Here is a 19333-nt window from a genome sequence, read left to right as displayed (position 1 = left end):
CGGGCGTCAGTCGAGCCCGAGTTCCTCGTCGATCAGCGCGAACATCTCCTCGTCGCTGGCGGTGCGCAGTCCGGTCTCGGCGCCGTTCTCCTGCCGGTCCGCACCGTCCCGCAGGGTCCACAACACGGCGGACAGCCGCCTGACCAGCCGTGCCCTGGTCTCCGGATCGACCGGGGTTTCCGCGACGGCCGCCTCCAGCCGGGCGAGCTCGTCCAGTGCCGGTGCGGCCGGCTCGGCGCCCTCGCCGCTGAGCAGGTCCCGCAGGTGGGTGGCCAGTTCGTCCGGGCTGGCGTGGTCGAAGATCAGCGTGGTGGGCAGGCTCAGCCCGGTCCGCGCGGTGAGCAGGTTGCGCAGCTCGACCCCGTTCAGCGAGGTCATCCCGAGCTCGAGGAAGCCACGGTGGCGGTCGACGGCGGTGGCCGGCCGGTGGCCGAGCACCGTGGCTGCCGACTCGGACACCAGCTCCAGCAGCAGTTCGTGCTGCCGCTCGGCATCCTGGCCCGCCAGCCGCCGCGCGAGTTCCGCACCGGGCGGGCCGTGCCCGTTGGTCGCGGCCTGCCCGGTGGTCCCGGTCAGGTCGCGCAGCAGGCTCGGCGGGGTGCCGGCGCCGAGTGCCGTCAGGTTCAGCGGTGCGGCCACGACCAGTGGCGTGCTCGCCGCGGCGGCGGTGTCCAGCAGGTCGAGCCCGTGGCGGGTGGTGATCGGCACGAGGCCGGAGCGGCGGATCCTGGCGACGTCCGCCTCGCCCAACTCGCCCGCCATCCCGGTGTCCTGCTCCCACAGTCCCCAGGCCACCGCGGCGGCGGGCAGCCCGAGCGCGCGGCGCCGGTGCGCCAGCGCGTCCAGGAAGGCGTTCGCCGCCGCGTAGCCTGCCTGGCCCGCACTGCCCAGTACCCCGGCGAAACCGGAGAACAGCACGAACGCCGAGAGGTCCAGGTCGCGGGTCAGCTCGTCCAGGTGCACCGCGGCGTCCACCTTGGGCCGCAGCACCCGCTCGACCCGCTCGGCGGTGAGGCCGGTGAGCACGCCGTCGTCCAGGACCCCGGCCAGGTGCGCCACCCCGGACAGCGGGTGTTCGGCGGGAATCTCACGCAGCAGGGCGGAGAGTTGCTCGCGGTCGGCGGTGTCGCAGGCCACGACCCGTACCTGAGCGCCATGGGTGGTGAGTTCCCCGGCCAGTTCGCCCGCGCCCGGCGCGTCCGGACCTTGCCTGCTGGTGAGCAGCAGGCTGCGCACCCCGTGCCGGGTGACCAGGTGGCGCGCGAGCCGGCTGCCGAGTGCGCCGGTGCCGCCGGTGATCAGCACGGTGCCGGTGCTGGGCCACCGCCAGGCGGGTCGCCCGCCGCTGTCCGGCGCGGGGAACTCGAGCCGGGTGAGCCGGGGCGCGCCGACCGTGCCCGCCCTGGCGGCCAGTTGTGGCTCCCCGCCCGCGGCGAGGGCGCCGACCAGTGCCGCGGCCGAGTCCTGTTCCCCGTCCAGGTCGGCGAGGAGGAACCGGCCGGGGTGCTCGGCCTGCGCGGAGCGCACCAGCCCCCATACCCCGGCCGCGACCAGCCCGGTCACCTCGTCCCCCGGCCCGGCAGGTACCGCGTTCCGGGTCAGCAGCACCAGGCGGGAGTGGGCGAAGCGGTCCTCGGCCAGCCAGGCCCGTAGCTGCGCGAGCAGCCCGGTGACCGTGTCGTGCGCCCCGGCCACGGGGTGCTGCTCGCCGGGTTCGACCGGCAGCAGCACGACCTCCGGCGCGGGTTCGGCGCCGGGGAGGGCGGCGGCCAACTCGGGGACGGTGGTCTCCGCTCGTCGCGGGATTCCGCACCAGGCCAGCGTCTCGGCCGCCGGGCAGTCGCCGAGCACTGCCCACCGGTCGGTGGGCGCCCCGGCCGCCCGCTCGGGTACCGGCGGCCACCGGATCTCGAACAGCGCGTCCCCGAGCGCCGGCGTCGCGGCACCCTGCCCCGCGGTGCCGCCGGGGGCGAGCCAGAACCGCTGGTGCTGGAAGGGGTAGGTGGGCAGGTCCACTCTGGACGCTCCGGTTTCCGCGAACAGTCCGGCCCAGTCGAGGTGGATGCCCGCGCAGTGCAGCCGGGCCAGTGCGGTGACGGCGGCGAGTTCCTCGCCGCGGTCTCGGCGCAGCAGCGGGACGGTGGGCGTGTCCGGCGCGATGTCGGCGACCGGGCCGGTGAGTACCGCGTCCGGTCCCAGTTCGAGGAAGGCATCCGCGCCGTGGGCCACGGCGCTGGTGATGGCGTCGCCGAACCGGACGGTGTGCCGCACGTGCTCGACCCAGTAGTCCACCGAGCCCCAGTCCGGGCCCGCCCGCTCCCCGGTCACGGTGGAGATCACCGGGATACGCGGTTCCCGCGGGTCGAGGCCGGCCAGTGCGGCCCGGAACTCGGCCAGCATCGGCGCCATCAGCGGGGAGTGGAAGGCGTGGCTGGTGCGCAGCCGCCTCGAGCGGGGGAACCGGGCGGCCACCTCGGCCACGGCGTCTTCCTCCCCGGCCAGCACCACCGACTCCGGCCCGTTCACCGCGGCGATCGACACCCGGTCCCGCAGGCCGGACAGCAGCGCCACGACCTCGGCCTCGGCGGCGGGCAGGGCCACCATCGCCCCGCCGGGCGGCAGTGCCCCCATCAGCCGGGCGCGGGCGGCCACCAGCGCGCAGGCGTCCGCCAGCGACAGCGCGCCAGCGACATGCGCCGCCGCGATCTCGCCGATGGAGTGCCCGATCAGCGCGTCCGGCCGGATCCCGAGGGACTCCACCAGCCGGTACAGGGCGACCTCCAGGGCGAACAGCGCGGGCTGGGCCGCCTCGGTGCCGTCCAGCAGGTCCTGCTCGGTGAGCGAGCGGGCCACCGGGACCGGCAGCTCGGGGTCCAGCAGCGCGCACACCTCGTCCCATGCCTTGGCGAACACCGGGAACCGGGCGGCCAGCTCCCGGCCCATGCCCGCCCGTTGCGCACCCTGCCCGGGGAACAGCAGCACCAGCCTGGTGCCGGTTCCCGCGCCGTGCGCGAGTTCGGTCTGCCGGGTGCCGTCCCACCCGAGCACGATCCGGTGCTCCAGCGGCGATCGGCCGGTGGCCAGCGACCAGCCGACGTCCACCGGATCGGCTCCGGATTCCGCCGTGGCCACCAGCAACCGCTCCACCTGCGCGCGAGCGGCGGATTCGGTCCGGCCGGACACCACCCAGGGCACGACTTCCGGGGTGCTCGGCGGGCCGGCCCGGTGCGGTTCCGGCTCGGGCTGCTCGAGGATGGCGTGGGCGTTGGTGCCGCTGATCCCGAACGAGGAGACCCCGGCGCGGCGCGGCCGGTCCCGCTCGGGCCAGGCCCGCTCCTCGGTGAGCAGGTCCACGGCCCCGGCGGACCAGTCCACATGGGACGACGGCGCGTCCACGTGCAGGGTGCGCGGGGCGATCCCGTGCCGCAGTGCCAGCACGGCCTTGATGACTCCCGCCACCCCGGCGGCGGCCTGGGTGTGCCCGAGGTTCGACTTCACCGAGCCCAGCAGCAGCGGGCTCTCGCGGTCCTGCCCGTAGGTGGCCAGCAACGCCTGCGCCTCGATCGGGTCACCCAGCGCGGTACCGGTGCCGTGCGCCTCGACCATGTCGATGTCCGATGTGGACAGTTCGGCATTGGCCAGCGCCTGCCGGATCACCCGCTGCTGGGACGGCCCGTTCGGCGCGGTCAGCCCGTTGGAGGCACCGTCGGAGTTCACCGCGCTGCCGCGGAGCACGGCCAGCACCGGGTGCCCGTTGCGCCGCGCCTCGGACAGCCGCTCGACGAGCAACACACCGACGCCCTCGGCGAGGCTCATCCCGTCCGCGGTGTCGGCGAAGGCCTTGCAGCGGCCGTCGGGGGCGATGGCGCGCTGGCGGCTGAAGGCGACGAACGCCCTGGGGGTGGGCATCACGGTGACCCCGCCGGCCAGCGCCAGTGAGCTCTCCCCGCCGCGCACCGACTGTGCCGCCATGTGCAGCGCCACCAGTGAGGAGGAGCAGGCGGTGTCCACGGTGACCGCGGGTCCTTCGAGCCCGAACAGGTAGGCCACCCTGCCGGACAGTGCGCTGGCCACGGTGCTGGTCACCACGTAGCCCTCGTCCCCCGGTTCCGGGTCGGTGCCGTAGTCCTGGTAGCTGGCGCCGACGAAGGTGCCGACGTTCCCGCCGCGCAGCCCGGCGGGGTCGATCCCGGCCCGCTCGAAGGTCTCCCAGGTGGTCTCCAGCAGGAGTCGTTGCTGCGGATCCATGGTCAGTGCCTCGCGCGGGGACACCCCGAAGAACTCCGCGTCGAAATCGGCCGCACCGGCCAGGAACCCACCGTGGCGGGCGTAGGAGGTGCCGGGTGCGTCCGGGTCCGCGCCGAACAGCCGGTCCAGGTCCCAGCCGCGGTCGGTGGGCAGTGCGGAGATCGCGTCGGTGCCCTCGGTGAGCAACCGCCACAGGTCCTCCGGCCCGCCGACGCCGCCGGGGAAGCGGCAGCTCATCGCCACGATCGCGACCGGCTCGTCGTTGCCGGTGGTGACCGCGGCGGGTGCCGTGGTGCCGGTGGCGGTGCCCAGCGCGAGCGAGCGGAGGAACTCGGCCAGCGCGGTCGCGTCCGGGTGGTCGAACACCATGGTGGCCGGCAGGGTCAGCCCGGTGGCTCGGCTCAGCCGGTTGCGCAGGTCGACCGCGGTCACCGAGTCGAACCCGATCTCCCGCAGGGCCCGCCCCGCCGGCACGGCCTCCGCCGTGGAGTGCCCGAGGACCAGCGCCGCCTGGGAGCGGACCAGTTCGACCAGGGTCGCCCGCTGCTCCTCCTCAGGGAGCGCCCGCAGCCCGGCGGCGAACTCGCCACCGGCGGGGGTGTCCCGGTCGCCGCCCGCCGCCCGGCGCAGCGCACGGACCTCCGGCACCTCGTCGAAGAGCCGGGATGGCCGGGAGGAGGTGAACACCGGGTGGTAGCGGTCCCAGTCGATATCGGCGACGGTCAGCTGGGTCTCGTCCTCGTCCAGGGCACGTCGCAGCGCCCGGAGCGCGGGTTCGGGGTCCATCAGCACCAGCCCGCTGCCCTCGATCCGCTGGACCGGCAGCCGGTCCAGGTCGTCCCACCAGGTGCCCCAGGACACGCAGGTCGCGGGCAGGCCGCGGTCGCGGCGGTCGCGGGCCAGTGCTTCCAGGTAGGCGTTGCCCGCCGAGTACGCGGCGTGCTCGCCACTGCCCCAGACGCCCGTGGTGGAGGAGTACAGCACGAAGGCGTCGAGGGTGCCGGGGTCGAGCAGTTCGTCGAGATGGCGGGCACCGGCGACCTTGGCGGCCAGTGCCTCGGCGAACTCGGCCGCGGTGGTGTCGGCGAGGGTGGCCAGCCGGACGAGCCCGGCGATGTGGAAGACGTTACGGAGCACGTGCCCACCGGTCGCCAGCCGGTCGAGCAGGCCCGCGACGGCGGCCCGGTCGGCCATATCGCAGGCCTCGATGGTGACGGTGGTACCGAGTTCGGTCAGCTCGGCCGCGAGGTCCTCGGCGCCGGAGGCCAGGGCGCCCGCGCGGCTGACCAGCACCAGGTGCTCGGCTCCCTGCCGGGCGAGGTGCCGGGCGAGGAAGGAGCCGAGCACGCCGGTTCCGCCGGTCACCAGGGTGGTGTCCCGCGGGGTCCAGGCGCGCCGGGGTTCCCGGCCGGGCTCCGGCGCCCGCACCACCCGCCGGGCGTACGCCCCGGACTCGCGGACGGCCAACTGGTCCTCGCCGTCCGGACCGGCCAGGATCCCCGCGAGCCGCCGGCCGGCCCGGCTGTCCAGGGTCGGGGGCAGGTCGATCAGGCCACCCCACCGGTGCGGGTGCTCCAGCGCCGCGGTGTATCCGAGCCCGAGCACCTGTGCCTGTGACGGGTGGTCCAGCCGGTCCCCGGCGCCGGTGGACACGGCGCCGCGGGTCAGGCACCACAGCGGGGCGGGCACGCCGAGGTCGCCGAGCGCCTGCACCAGCGCCAGGGTCAGCGCCGTGCCCGTGGTCGGCGCGGGCCGCCCCGCCGCCGGTTCCTCCGCCATGGCCAGCAGGGACACCACCCCGGCGAGATCGCCCGGCCCGCCGATCGTGCCGGCCACGGTCTCCCGGTCGGCGCGGGACGGGTCCAGGGTCACCCCGCGGACCTCGGCCCCGTGGGAGGCGAGGGCTTCGCGCACGGCACCGTCCGGCACGTCGTCCGTGGTGACCAGCAGCCAGGTTCCGGTGAGCACCGGGGCGGTGCCGCCGCGGACCGGGCGCCAGGCAACCCGGTAGCGCCAGCTCTCCAGCGCGGAGTCCTCCCGGCGAGCGGCCCGCCAGGAGGCGAGGGCGGGCAGCACGGTGCCGAGGGATTCCTCGTCCACCCCCAGGCCGACGGCGAGGGACCCGAGGTCCTGCCGCTCCAGGTCCGACCAGAACGCCGCCTCGCCGTCCTCCGCCGCCGGGATCGGCGCGGGTTCCGGCCAGTACCGCTCGTGCTGGAAGGGGTAGGTCGGCAGGTCCACCTCGCGCGTGGAGGCGCGGGCGAAGCAGGCGGACCAGTCCACCGCCAGGCCACGCACGTACAGCTCGGCCAGCGAGGTCAGCCACCGGTCGAGCCCGCCGTCCTCGCGTCGCAGGGTCGCGCCGGTGGCCGCGGGTACCCCGGTGGTGTCGATGGTCTCCTGGATGCCGGGGGTGAGCACCGGGTGCGGGCCGATCTCCACGAACATCCGGTACCGCTGGTCGAGCAGCGCGCGTACCGCGGGTTCGAAGGCCACGGTGTGCCGCAGGTTGCGGTACCAGTACCCGGCGTCCACCTCGGGACCGTCCAGCCATTCCCCGGTCACCGTGGAGTGGAACGGCACGCGGGCGGGCCGGGGCTCGATCCCGGCCAGTTCACCGGGCAGCGTGTCGTGCAGCAGCTCGACCTGGGTGGAGTGCGAGGCGTAGTCGACCGCGATCCGCCGGGTCCGTACGCCGTCCCCGGTCAGGGTGGCGGCCAGCTCGTCGAGTGCCTCGCCCTCGCCGGAGACCACGACCGAGCCGGGCGCGTTCACCGCCGCGATCGACACCCGCTCCCCTTCCGGCAGGCGGGCGGCGACCTCCTCGGCGGGCAGGGCGATGGACAGCATTCCGCCGCCACCGGCCAGCCGCCGGGCGATGGCCCCGCTGCGGACCGCGACCACGCGGGCACCGTCCTCGAGCGACAGTGCCCCGGCGACCACGGCCGCGGCGATCTCGCCCTGCGAGTGGCCGACCACCGCGTCCGGCCGCACCCCGCAGGAACGCCACAGCCCGGCCAGCGAGACCATCATCGCGAAGGAAACCGGCTGCACCACATCGACCCGATCCAGGGGCGGGGCGCCCTCGGCGCCGCGCAGTACCTCCGTGGGCGACCAGTCCACCCAGGGGGCCAGTGCCCGCTCGCACTCGGCCATGCGTTCGGCGAACACCGGGGACTCGGCCAGCAGCCGCGCACCCATCCCCGGCCACTGGGCGCCCTGTCCGGGGAACACGAACACCACCCCGCTCCCGGCGAGGTCGGCCGTTCCCTCGACCACGCCGGTGTCCGGGCGACCGGTGCCGATGGTGGCGGCCGCGGCCAGCAGCCGGTCCCGCTCGGCGCCGATGATCACCGCCCGGTGCTCGAACCCGGTGCGGCCCAGCAGGGCACGCCCGACGTCCTGCGGGGTCCATTCCGGACTTTCCCTGGCGGCGGCGACGAGGTTGGTCGCCTGCGCGCGCAGGGCGGGTTCGGTCCGGCCGGAGAGCACCCAGGGCACCGGGGCCGCTTCCACCACCGGGTCGGCCGGTGTCCCGCTGTCCCGCGGCTCGGGCCGTTCCAGGATGATGTGGGCGTTGGTGCCGCTGATCCCGAAGGAGGACACCGCGGCCCGGCGCGGGCGGTCCACCTCCGGCCACGCGACCTGCTCGGCGAGCAGCTCGACCTTCCCTGCCGACCAGTCGATACGGGAGGAAGGTTCCTCGGCGTGCAGGCTGCGCGGGGCGACCCCGTGCCGCATGGCCTGCACCGCCTTGATGACGCCGGCGACCCCGGCTGCGGCCTGGGTGTGCCCCAGGTTGGACTTGACCGAGCCCAGCAGCAGCGGGGTCTCGCGGTCCTGCCCGTAGGTGGCCAGCAACGCCTGCGCCTCGATCGGATCGCCGAGGGGAGTACCGGTGCCGTGCCCTTCCACCACATCCACGTCCGTGCCGGACAGCCCGGCCGAGGCCAGCGCCTGCCGGATCACCCGCTGCTGCGCGGGACCATTCGGCGCCGTCAACCCGTTCGACGCACCATCCTGGTTCACCGCCGCGCCCCGCACCACGGCAAGAACCCGGTGCCCGTTGCGTTCCGCGTCGGACAGCCGTTCCAGCACCAGCATCCCGATGCCCTCGGACCACGCCACCCCATCGGCGGAGTCCCCGAAGGCCTTGCAGCGGCCGTCCGGGGCGAGGCCGCCCTGCTTGGTGAACTCGACGAAGGTGTTCGGGGTGGACATCACGGTGACGCCACCGGCAAGGGCCAGCGAGCATTCGCCCGACCGCAACGCCTGCGCCGCCCAGTGCAACGCCACCAGCGAGGAGGAGCACGCGGTGTCCACGCTGACCGCGGGGCCTTCCAGCCCGAGGGTGTAGGCCACCCGGCCGGAGGCCACGCTGGACGCGCTGCCGGTGCCCTGGTGCCCTTCGAACTCCGCGCCGAGCAGGGTGGCGTAGTCGCTGTACATCACCCCCGCGAACACCCCGGTCGGCGACCCCCGCAACGCCCGCGGATCGATCCCCGCACGCTCGAGCGCCTCCCACGACACCTCGAGCAACAACCGCTGCTGCGCATCCGTCGCCACCGCCTCCCGCGGCGACATCCCGAAAAAATCCGCATCGAAACCGGAAGCGTCATGCAGGAATCCTCCGGATGTGGTGGATGTCCGGCCCGCGACATCCCAGTTCCGGTCGGCGGGGAACCCGGTGATGGCGTCCACGCCCTCGGAAACCAGCCGCCAGAGGTCGTCCGGGGAGTCCACCCCGCCCGGAAACCGGCACCCCATTCCCACCACCACGACCGGATCACCGGACACGACCCCGACATCCGCGGAACCACCAGCACCACCAGCGCCGCCGGAAGAACCCACCAGCTCCCGCACCAGGAACTCCACCACACCACCCACCGAAGGGAAGTCGAAAACCAGCGTCGCGGGCAACCGCAGCCCCGTCACCGCACCCAACTCGTTCCGCAACTCCACCGCCGTCAACGAATCGAAACCCAACTCCCGAAACGACAGACCAACACCCACCTCGTCGCCATCACCCAACCCCAGCACCGAGGCCACCCGGCCACACACCACGTCCCGTACCGCCCCGAACCGCTGCCCCTCGGACAAGTCACGCAACCGTTCCCGCAGGCCGCCCGCGGTGATGGCCTCCCCGGCCGCCACCCTTCGCCGCGGCCCGGCCAGGCCGCGCAGCAAGGGCAGGACCTCTCGCCGCTGGCGCAGCGCGGGAAGGTCGAGTGGGGTGGCCACCAGTGTGGCGGCGTCCCGGTCGGTGCGGACGGCGGTGTCGAACAGTTCGAGTCCGCGTTCCACCGGCAACGGGCGCAGCCCGGCACGCGCCGCCCGCTCCCAGTCCGCATCGGACAGTCCGCCGGTGAGCCCCTCCCGCGCGGCCCAGGCTCCCCAGGCGAGGGACAGTCCCGGGAGCCCGTCGCGGCGCCGCCGCTCGGCCAGGCCGTCCAGGAACGCGTTGGCGGCGGCATAGTTGGCCTGCCCGGGAGTGCCGAACACCCCCGCCGCCGAGGAGAACAGCACGAAACCCGCCAGCGGCACGTCCCGGGTCGCCTCATGCAGGTACCAGGCCGCATCCACCTTCGGGGCGAGTACGGCGCGCACCCGATCCGGCGTCAGCGCCGCGACGACCCCGTCGTCCAGTACACCGGCGGCGTGTATCACGGCGGTCAGCGCGGGAGCCTCGGCGATGAGGTGTTCGACCGTGTCGCGGTCGGTGAGGTCGCGGGCCAGGATCGTGGCCTCGGCGCCGGATGCCCGCAGTTCGGCGAGCAGCTCGGCGGCTCCCTCGGCGTCCGGGCCGCGGCGGCTGGTGAGCAGCAGTCGCCGGAAGCCCTGGCCTGCCAGGTGCCTGGCCAGCAGGCGGCCGAGGCCACCGGTGCCGCCGGTGATCAGGACGGTGCCATCGAGGTCCCAGCCGGCCGTCGCACCGGCGGCGGGTGCCCTGCGCAGCCTCGGCAGGAACGTCCGGCCGTCCCGTACCGCTATCCGCGGTTCGTCCCCGGTCGGCAGGTGGCAGAGGGCGGTACCGAGGTCGGCCCCTGTGGTCAGGTCGAGCAGGCCGAACCGGTCGGGATGCTCGGACATCGCGGTGCGTAGCAGCCCGCGGGCGGCAGCCGCGGGCAGGTTGTCGTCGTGCTCCGCGCCGCCGGTCACGAGGACGAGCCGGGTACCGGCCAGCCGGTCGTCGGCCAGCCACCGCTGGGCCAGCGCCAGCAGGTCGGTCGTGACCCGGTGTGCGCCCGTGACGACCTCGGCGGGGTCGGCGGCGAGATGGGCCAGCACGGTACCGGGCAGCGTGCCCGCCGCGGCGAGGTCCGCCAGTTCGGGCAGGTCCGCGCCATGGATCGTGTCCGGCGGCAGGGCCCAGTCCGCGGGGTGCTCGCCGAGTACGGCCACCGGGGCCGGTGGCCCCGCGCCGGGCTCGGGTGCCGGGGTCCAGTCGAGGGTGAACAGCGTATCCCGCGCGGGGTCGGCCGACGCACCGAGTTCCGTGCCGTCCACGACCCGGTCCCGCAGCGCGTCGATGGTGACGACCGGCTCGCCCGCCGCGTCGGCGGCGGCGATGGCCACGCCGTCACCGTCCCGGTCGGTCAGCCGCACCCGCAGCAGCGAGGCGCCGGAGGCATGCAGGGTCACGCCCTCCCAGGCGAAGGGCAACCGTTGCTCGCCGGTCCAGGGCCGGGTCGCCGCCAGTGCGTGCAGCGCCGCGTCCAGTACCGCGGGGTGCAGGCCGAACCCGTCGGCGTCCCCATCCGGCAGAGCGACCTCGGCGAGTACCTCGCCCGCGCGTCGCCATGCGGCGCGTAGTCCGCGGAACAGGGGGCCGTAGGCGTAGCCGGCCCCCGCGAACCACTCGTACAGCCCGCTCATGTCCACCGGTTCGGCGTCCGGTGGCGGCCAGTTCGTATCGGGGACGGCGGGCTCGGTGGCGGGATCGGTGGTGGTCAGCACGCCGTCGGCATGCCGGGTCCACGGGCTGTCCTGCGCGCTCTCCTGCCGGGCGTGGATGGTGAGTGGCCGCCTGCCGTGCTCGTCGGGCGGGCCGACCCGGACCTGCAACCGGACCCGACCTTGCGCGGGCAGCACCAGGGGCGCGCCCAGGGTCAGTTCCTCGACGCGGTCGCAGCCCACCTGGTCACCGGCATGGACCGCCAGTTCGAGGAAACCGGTACCGGGGAACAGGATCCGCCCGCCGACGGCATGGTCGGCCAGCCAGGGATGGGTGCGCGGGGAGAGCACGCCGGTGAGCAGGACGCCGGACTCATCCGCGAGTTCCACCGCGCCACCCAGCAGGGGGTGGGTGGCGGTGTCGAGTCCGAGCCCGCCGGCATCACCGCGAGCCGTCGAAGGCGCGGGCCAAAAATGCTGATGCTGAAACGCATACGTCGGCAGATCCACCACCCGAGCACCCGTCCCCGCGAAAAAACCCGCCCAATCCACCGACACACCACCCACATACAACCGAGCCAACCCCCGAACAACCGCCTCCTCCTCACCAACCTCACTCCGCAACACCGGCAGCACGGTGGCCTCGGGCAGCGTTTCCTGCACGGCGGCGCACAGCGAGCCATCCGGCCCGACCTCCAGCACAGTGCCGACGCCGCGCTCGCCGAGGGCCTCGACCGTGTCAGCGAACCGGACAGGTTGCCGCACCTGCCGCACCCAATACTCCACCGAACCGAAGCCACCAGACCCCTCAGCAGCGGTAGGCAACACCGGAATACCCGCCCGCTCCACCGTGATCCCATCGATAGCCCGGGCAAACTCCGCCAACATCGGCTCCATCAACGGCGAATGAAACGCATGACTCACCGACAAATACCGCACCCGATACCCCCGCCCAACCAGAACCGCCACAATCGCCTCCACCGCCTCCCGCTCCCCCGACAACACCACCGAACCAGGCGCATTCACCGCCGCAACCGACACCCGGCCCGGATAGGACTCCAACAACGGCTGGATCTCCCGTTCCCCGGCGCGGACGGCGACCATCGCACCGATGTCCGCGGGCAGGGCCTGCATCAACCGGGCGCGCGCGCCGACCACCGCGCACGCATCCCGCAACGACAACACCCCAGCCACCTGCGCCGCCGCCAACTCACCCACCGAATGCCCCACCACAACATCCGGCCGCACCCCCCACGACCCCAACAACCGACACAACGCAACCTCCACCGCAAACAACGCAGGCTGCGCACAACCCGTCCCCATCAACACCTCCGCATCCTCACCCCACACCACCTCCCGAACCGACACCCCCAACTCCGCCACCACCTCATCAAACGCCTCCGCAAACACCGAAAACCGCCCATACAACTCCCGACCCATCCCCAACCGCTGCGAACCCTGACCCGAAAACACAAACGCCGTCCTACCCACACCAGCCACCCCACGAGCAACCTCCACCGCAACACCCCCACCCCCAACCAACAACACCGCACGATGCTCAAACACCGAACGACCCGACACCAACGACCACCCGATGTCCACCGGATTCGGCCGGGGATCGGTGCTCAGCATCGCGGTGAGTCGTCCCACCTGCGCGGTCAACGCCGCCTCCGACTTCGCCGACACCACCCACGGCACCACCACAGACCCCGCCACAGGAGCCGCCGCCTCAACCGGAACGGGACCCTGCTCCAACACCACATGCGCATTAGTGCCACTAATCCCAAACGACGACACCCCAGCCCGGCGGGCCCTGCCGGCCTCCGGCCACGCCGCCCGCTCCGCCAACAACTCCACCGCACCCACAGACCAATCCACATGCGAAGACGGCACCTCAGCATGCAGCGAGCGCGGCACCACCCCATACCGCATCGCCAACACCATCTTGATCACCCCAGCCACCCCCGCCGCCGCCTGCGTATGCCCCAAATTCGACTTCACCGAACCCAACAACAACGGAACCTCACGACCCTGCCCATACGTCGCCAACAACGCCTGCACCTCAATCGGATCACCCAACGACGTCCCCGTCCCATGACCCTCCACCACATCCACATCCACACCAGACAACCCCGCCGACCCCAACGCCTGCCGAATCACCCGCTGCTGCGCAGGACCATTCGGCGCCGTCAACCCATTCGACGCACCATCCTGATTCACCGCAGAACCCCGCACCACCGCCAACACCCGACGCCCATTCCGCACCGCATCCGACAACCGCTCCAACACCAACACCCCCACACCCTCCGACCACCCCGTACCATCCGCGCCCTCGCCATACGCCTTACACCGCCCATCAGGCGCCAACCCACCCTGACGAGAAAAACCCACAAACGTACCCGGCGTCGCCATCACCGTCACCCCACCAGCCAACGCCAACGAACACTCCCCCAACCGCAACGCCTGCACCGCCAAATGCAACGACACCAACGACGACGAACACGCCGTATCCACCGTCACCGCGGGACCCTCAAGACCCAACGCGTAAGCCACCCGACCCGACGCCACACTGGGCGCGCTTCCCGTACTCTGGTGCCCTTCGAACTCGCCGCCGAGCAGGGTCCCGTAGTCGCTGTACATCACCCCCGCAAACACCCCCGTCGCCGACCCCCGCAACCCCAACGGATCAATCCCCGCACGCTCCAACGCCTCCCACGACACCTCCAACAACAACCGCTGCTGCGCATCCGTCGCCACCGCCTCCCGCGGCGACATCCCGAAAAACCCCGCATCGAAACCGGAGGCATCATGCAGAAACCCACCCGAGCGGGTGTAGGAGGTACCGGGATGGTCCGGGTCCGGGTGGAACAGGGTGTCCAGGTCCCAGCCCCGGTCGGTGGGAAAGCCACTGATCGAGTCCTTCTCACCGAGCACGAGATCCCACAGGTCCTCGGGAGAGTTCACTCCACCCGGGTAGCGGCACCCCATACCCACCACCACGACCGGATCACCCGACACAGCACCCGCACCCACGCCCACGACGGACTCACCCGCACCACCCGACCCCACCAACTCGCCCAGCAGGAACTCCACCACGCCACCCACCGAAGGGAAGTCGAAAACCAGCGTCGCGGGCAACCGCAACCCCGTCACCGCACCCAACTCGTTCCGCAACTCCACCGCCGTCAACGAATCGAAACCCAACTCCCGAAACGACACATCGCTGCCCACCACGAACCCGTCCCCGTACCCCAACACGGAGGCCACCCGGCCACACACCACATCCGACAGCACCTCGAACCGCTCCGCCTCCGGCACGCCACGCAACCGCTTTGCCAGGTGCTCGGTGGTGGCCGAGCCCCGGCTCGCGGCCCGCCGCCGTACCCCCGCGAGTTCCCACAGCATCGGCGGTATCTCCGGAGCCGCGCGGAGAGTGCGGACGTCCAGTGGGGCGGCTACCAGGCAGGTGGCGTCGGTACTCACCGCCCGGTCGAACAGCGCGAGACCTTCCGCGATCTCCAGCGGCCGGAACCCGGTGCGCGCCATCCGATCCCGGTCCACATCAGACATCTCGGCGGCCATGCCGGTGGTCCAGGCTCCCCAGGCCAGGGACAGTCCCGGCAACCCGTCCCGGTGCCGTCGCGTGGCAAGACCGTCCAGGAACGCGTTCGCTGCGGCATAGTTGGCCTGCCCCGGAGTACCGAACACCCCCGCGGCCGAAGAGAACAGCACGAAACCGGCCAGCGGCATATCCCGCGTGGCCTCATGCAGGTACCAGGCGGCATCGGCCTTGGGGTGGAGCACTGTGGCGAGTCGTTCGGGGCTCTGGAAGGCCAGTACCCCGTCGTCGGTGACCCCGGCCGCGTGCACCACGGCGGTCAGCGGGCGTGCCGCACCGGCCTGCTCGACCAGCTCGCGTACCGCATCGCGGTCGCCGAGGTCGCAGGAGACCAGCCGTGCCTCGGCTCCCAGGCAGGCCAGTTCCCCGATCAGGTCCTGCGCGCCGTCGGCGGCGGGACCACGGCGGCCGGCCAGCACGAGGTGCCGGAACCCCTGGGCCGCCAGGTGCCGGGCGAGTTCCCTGCCGACACCGCCGGTGCCGCCGGTCAGCAGCACCACGCCGTCCCGGTCCCAGGTGGAACCGGGGTCCGGCAAGGTCCGGCGTAGCCTTCCGGCGCATACCGCGCCGTCCCGGACGGCGAGTTGCGTCTCGTTCGCGGTCGCCAGCCACGGTAACGCGAGCGCGACATCGTCCTCGGACTCGATGTCCAGCAGGACGAACCGGCCCGGGTGCTCGGCGGCGGCGGAACGCAGCAGCCCGCCCACCGCGGCCGCGGCCGGGTCACCGCCGTCCAGCGCACCACGCGTCATCACGACCAGCCGGGAAGGTGCGAACCGTTCCTCGTCGAGCCACTGTTGCGCCAGGTGCAGGACGCGGGCCGTCTGCCGGTGCGTGGCCGCCACCACCTCCCCGGTCGCGGACCCGGTCAGGTCGAGGAGCACCAGGTCCGGCACCGGATCGGTGACCGAGTCCAGCCCGTCGCCGAGCACGGCCACCGTGGGCTCGGCCGTGCTCGGCGGTGGCGGTGGCAGCGGGGACCAGGCCACGGTGAACACTGGTTCGGCTCGGGTCACGGTTTCGGTGATCTCGGCAGGGGGGCGCAGCGTCAGGGAATCGACCGAAACCACGGGGGAGCCGTCGGGGTCCACCGCGGTCAACGCGAGTTCGCCTTCGGCGCGCGGGGTGATCCGGACCCGCAGCACTGCCGCTCCCACGGCGTGCAGGGAGGCTCCCTCCCACCGGAACGGGAGCCCTGGTCCTGCCGTGCCCTCGGGAAAGGCGAACGGTATGGCGTGCAGGGCCGCGTCCAGCAGCGCCGGGTGCAGGCCGAAGCCGCCGTCCTCCCGGTTCTGGTCCGGTAGCGCCACCTCGGCGAGGATCTCGGTGCCGAACTGCCAGGCGGCGCGCAGGCCGCGGAACACGGGGCCGTAGTCGAAGCCGTCCTCCGCGGCCCGGTCGTAGTGACCCGTCAGGTCCAGTGGGGTGGCCCCGCTCGGCGGCCATTCCCCTGGCCCGAACTCGCCGACCCGCTCACCGGTCGTCAGCCTGCCCGAGGCGTGCCGGGTCCACTCGTCTTCGGGTATCTCGGCGGGGCGGCTGTAGATCCCGATCGGGCGAGTGCCGGGTTCGTCCTCGGCGCCGACCCAGACCTGCACGTTTACCGCGTCCTGGTCCGGCAGTGCCAGCGGGGTGAGCAGGGTCAGTTCGGCCACCCGCGTGCAGCCCACCTCGTCCCCCGCTCGCATGGCCAGTTCCAGCAGTGCCGTGCCCGGGAGCAGGGTCCTGCCGCCGACCTGGTGGTCGGCCAGCCAGGGATGGGTCGCGGTGGACAGCCGCCCGGTGAACAGCACCCCGGAGGAGTCGGCAATGGCCGTTCTGGCGCCCAGCAGGGGGTGGGTGGCGGTGTCGAGTCCGAGCCCGCCGGCATCACCGCGAGCCGTCAAAGGCGCGGGCCAAAAATGCTGATGCTGAAACGCATACGTCGGCAGATCCACCACCCGAGCACCCGTCCCCGCGAAAAAACCCTCCCAGTCCACCGACACACCACCCACATGCAACCGAGCCAACCCCCGAACAACCGCCTCCTCCTCACCACCCTCACTCCGCAACACCGGCACCACCAACGCCTCCGGTGCGGACTCCTGGACAGCCGCGCACAACGACCCATCCGGCCCGACCTCAACAAACCGCGTCACACCCGACTCAACCAACGCCCGCACCGCATCCGCAAACCGCACCCGCTCCCGCACCTGCCGCACCCAATACCCCACCGACCCAAACTCCTCCCCCACCGGACCCGTCGACACCACCGGAACCTCCCCAAAACCAGGCGAAACCCCCCGCACCACCTCCCCGAACTCCGCCAACATCGGCTCCATCAACGGCGAATGAAACGCATGACTCACCAACAAATACCGCGTCCGATACCCCTCCCGCACCAGACCGGCGACAACCTCCCCCACCGCCTCCCGCTCCCCCGACAACACCACCGAACCCGGCGCATTCACCGCCGCAACCGACACCCCCTCCACGAGCAACGGGGCCACCACATCCACACCAGCCCCCACCGCCACCATCACCCCGGAATCCGCGGGCAGGGCCTGCATCAACCGAGCCCGAGCCGACACCACCACACACGCATCCCGCAACGACAACACCCCAGCCACCTGCGCCGCCGCCAACTCACCCACCGAATGCCCCACCACAACATCCGGCCGCACCCCCCACGACCCCAACAACCGACACAACGCAACCTCCACCGCAAACAACGCAGGCTGCGCACAACCCGTCCCCATCAACACCTCCGCATCCTCACCCCACACCACCTCCCGAACCGACACCCCCAACTCCGCCACCACCTCATCAAACGCCTCCGCAAACACCGAAAACCGCCCATACAACTCCCGACCCATCCCCAACCGCTGCGAACCCTGACCCGAAAACACAAACGCCGTCTTCCCGGTAACCGTGGAGCCCTGGATCACCGCCGGGTCGGCGTCTCCCTCGGCGATGGCCGTCAGCGACCGCAGTGCGGCGGGCTGGTCCCCGGCCAGTACCACCGCACGATGTTCGAAGGCCGACCGGGTCAGACCCAGCGACAGCCCGATATCGGCGGCGTCCGAGGTCCCGGCATCCAGTCGCGCGCGCAGCCGTCCCGCCTGCGCTCGCAGGCCGCTCGCCGACCGCGCGGACACCACCCACGGCACCACCGTGGGCCGCCGGGTGCCATCCGGGTCCGTGGGCTCCGCCGCCTCCGCCGCATCGGCCGCCTCCAGGACGACGTGGGCGTTGGTGCCACTGATCCCGAACGACGACACCCCAGCCCGCCGAACACGACCGGACTCCGGCCACCCCACCGCACCAGCCAACAACTCCACCGCACCCACGGACCAATCCACATGCGAGGACGGTTCCTCGGCATGCAGCGTGCGCGGCGCCACCCCATACCGCATCGCCTGCACCATCTTGATCACACCCGCCACCCCCGCGGCGGCCAGGGTGTGCCCGAGGTTGGACTTGACCGAACCCAGCAGCAGCGGGGTCTGCCGATCCTGCCCGTAGGTCGCCAGCAACGCCTGCGCCTCGATCGGATCACCCAGCCTGGTGCCCGTTCCGTGCGCCTCCACCACATCAACGTCCTGGGTGGACAGTCCGGCGTCGCCGAGCGCGTCCTCGATCACCCGCTGTTGCGCGGGCCCGTTCGGTGCGGTCAGGCCGTTGGAGGCCCCGTCGGAGTTCACCGCGCTGCCCCGTACCACCGCCAACACCCGATGCCCGTTCCGCTCCGCATCCGACAGGCGTTCCAACACCAACACCCCGACGCCCTCCGACCACCCCGTACCGTCCGCGGCATCGGAGAACGCCTTGCATCGCCCGTCCGCCGCCAACCCGCCGTGCCGGGCGAACTCGGTGAACGGGGCCGGGGTGGACATCACGGTCACCCCGCCGGCCAGGGCCAGCGAGCATTCCCCGGAACGCAGCGACCGGATCGCGAGGTGCAGCGAAACCAGGGAGGAGGAGCAGGCGGTGTCCACGCTGACCGCCGGGCCCTCCAGGCCCAGGGTGTAGGCCACCCGGCCGGAGCCGAGACTCTGCGCGCTGCCGGTGCCCTGATAACCGCGGAAGTCGTCGGGATCGAGCAGGGTGCCGTAGTCGCCGTAGATGATCCCGGCGAACACCCCGGTGCGGCTGCCGCGCAGCGAGTGCGGGTCGAAACGCGCGTGTTCCAGCGCCTCCCAGGACACCTCCAGCAGCAGCCGGTGCTGGGCGTCGGTGGACATGGCCTCCCGGGGTGACATGCCGAAGAACGCCGGATCGAACTCGGCCGCGCCGTCCAGGAACCCGCCCAGCCCGGGGCCGGAGGTGTCGCCGGTGCGCCAGCCCCGGTCCCGGGGGAAGGTGGAGATGGCGTCCACGCCCCCGTGCACCAGGCGCCACAGGTCCTCCGGTGAACCGACCCCGCCGGGGTACCGGCAGCCCATGCCCACGATGGCGATCGGCTCGTGGTTGCGGTACTCGAGCTCCTCGACCCGCTGGCGGGCGCGGCTCAGGTCGACGGTGACCCGCCGAAGGTAGTCGACAACCCTGTCCTGGTCCTCTGGCATGCGTGGCCCAACCCCAACCGTGATC

The 19333-nt window shown here is 72.6% G+C and carries 1 protein-coding gene; it reads right to left on the bottom strand.

From position 1 onward, the window contains the following. Positions 1-6 precede the first annotated feature (6 nt). A complete protein-coding gene (locus tag FB471_RS34710) occupies positions 7-19308 on the bottom strand; it encodes a type I polyketide synthase (RefSeq protein ID WP_246076170.1) in 19302 nt (6433 codons plus the stop codon). Positions 19309-19333 lie beyond the last annotated feature (25 nt).

Source organism: Amycolatopsis cihanbeyliensis (assembly GCF_006715045.1).
GTDB classification, from domain to species: domain Bacteria; phylum Actinomycetota; class Actinomycetes; order Mycobacteriales; family Pseudonocardiaceae; genus Amycolatopsis; species Amycolatopsis cihanbeyliensis.
This window is presented reverse-complemented; position numbering and strand designations above follow the sequence as displayed.

What these genes read in the sequence shown, in the direction of transcription:
- FB471_RS34710 (WP_246076170.1), bottom strand. Translation starts at nt 19,308, where the DNA reads ATGCCAGAGGACCAGGACAGGGTTGTCGACTACCTTCGGCGGGTCACC.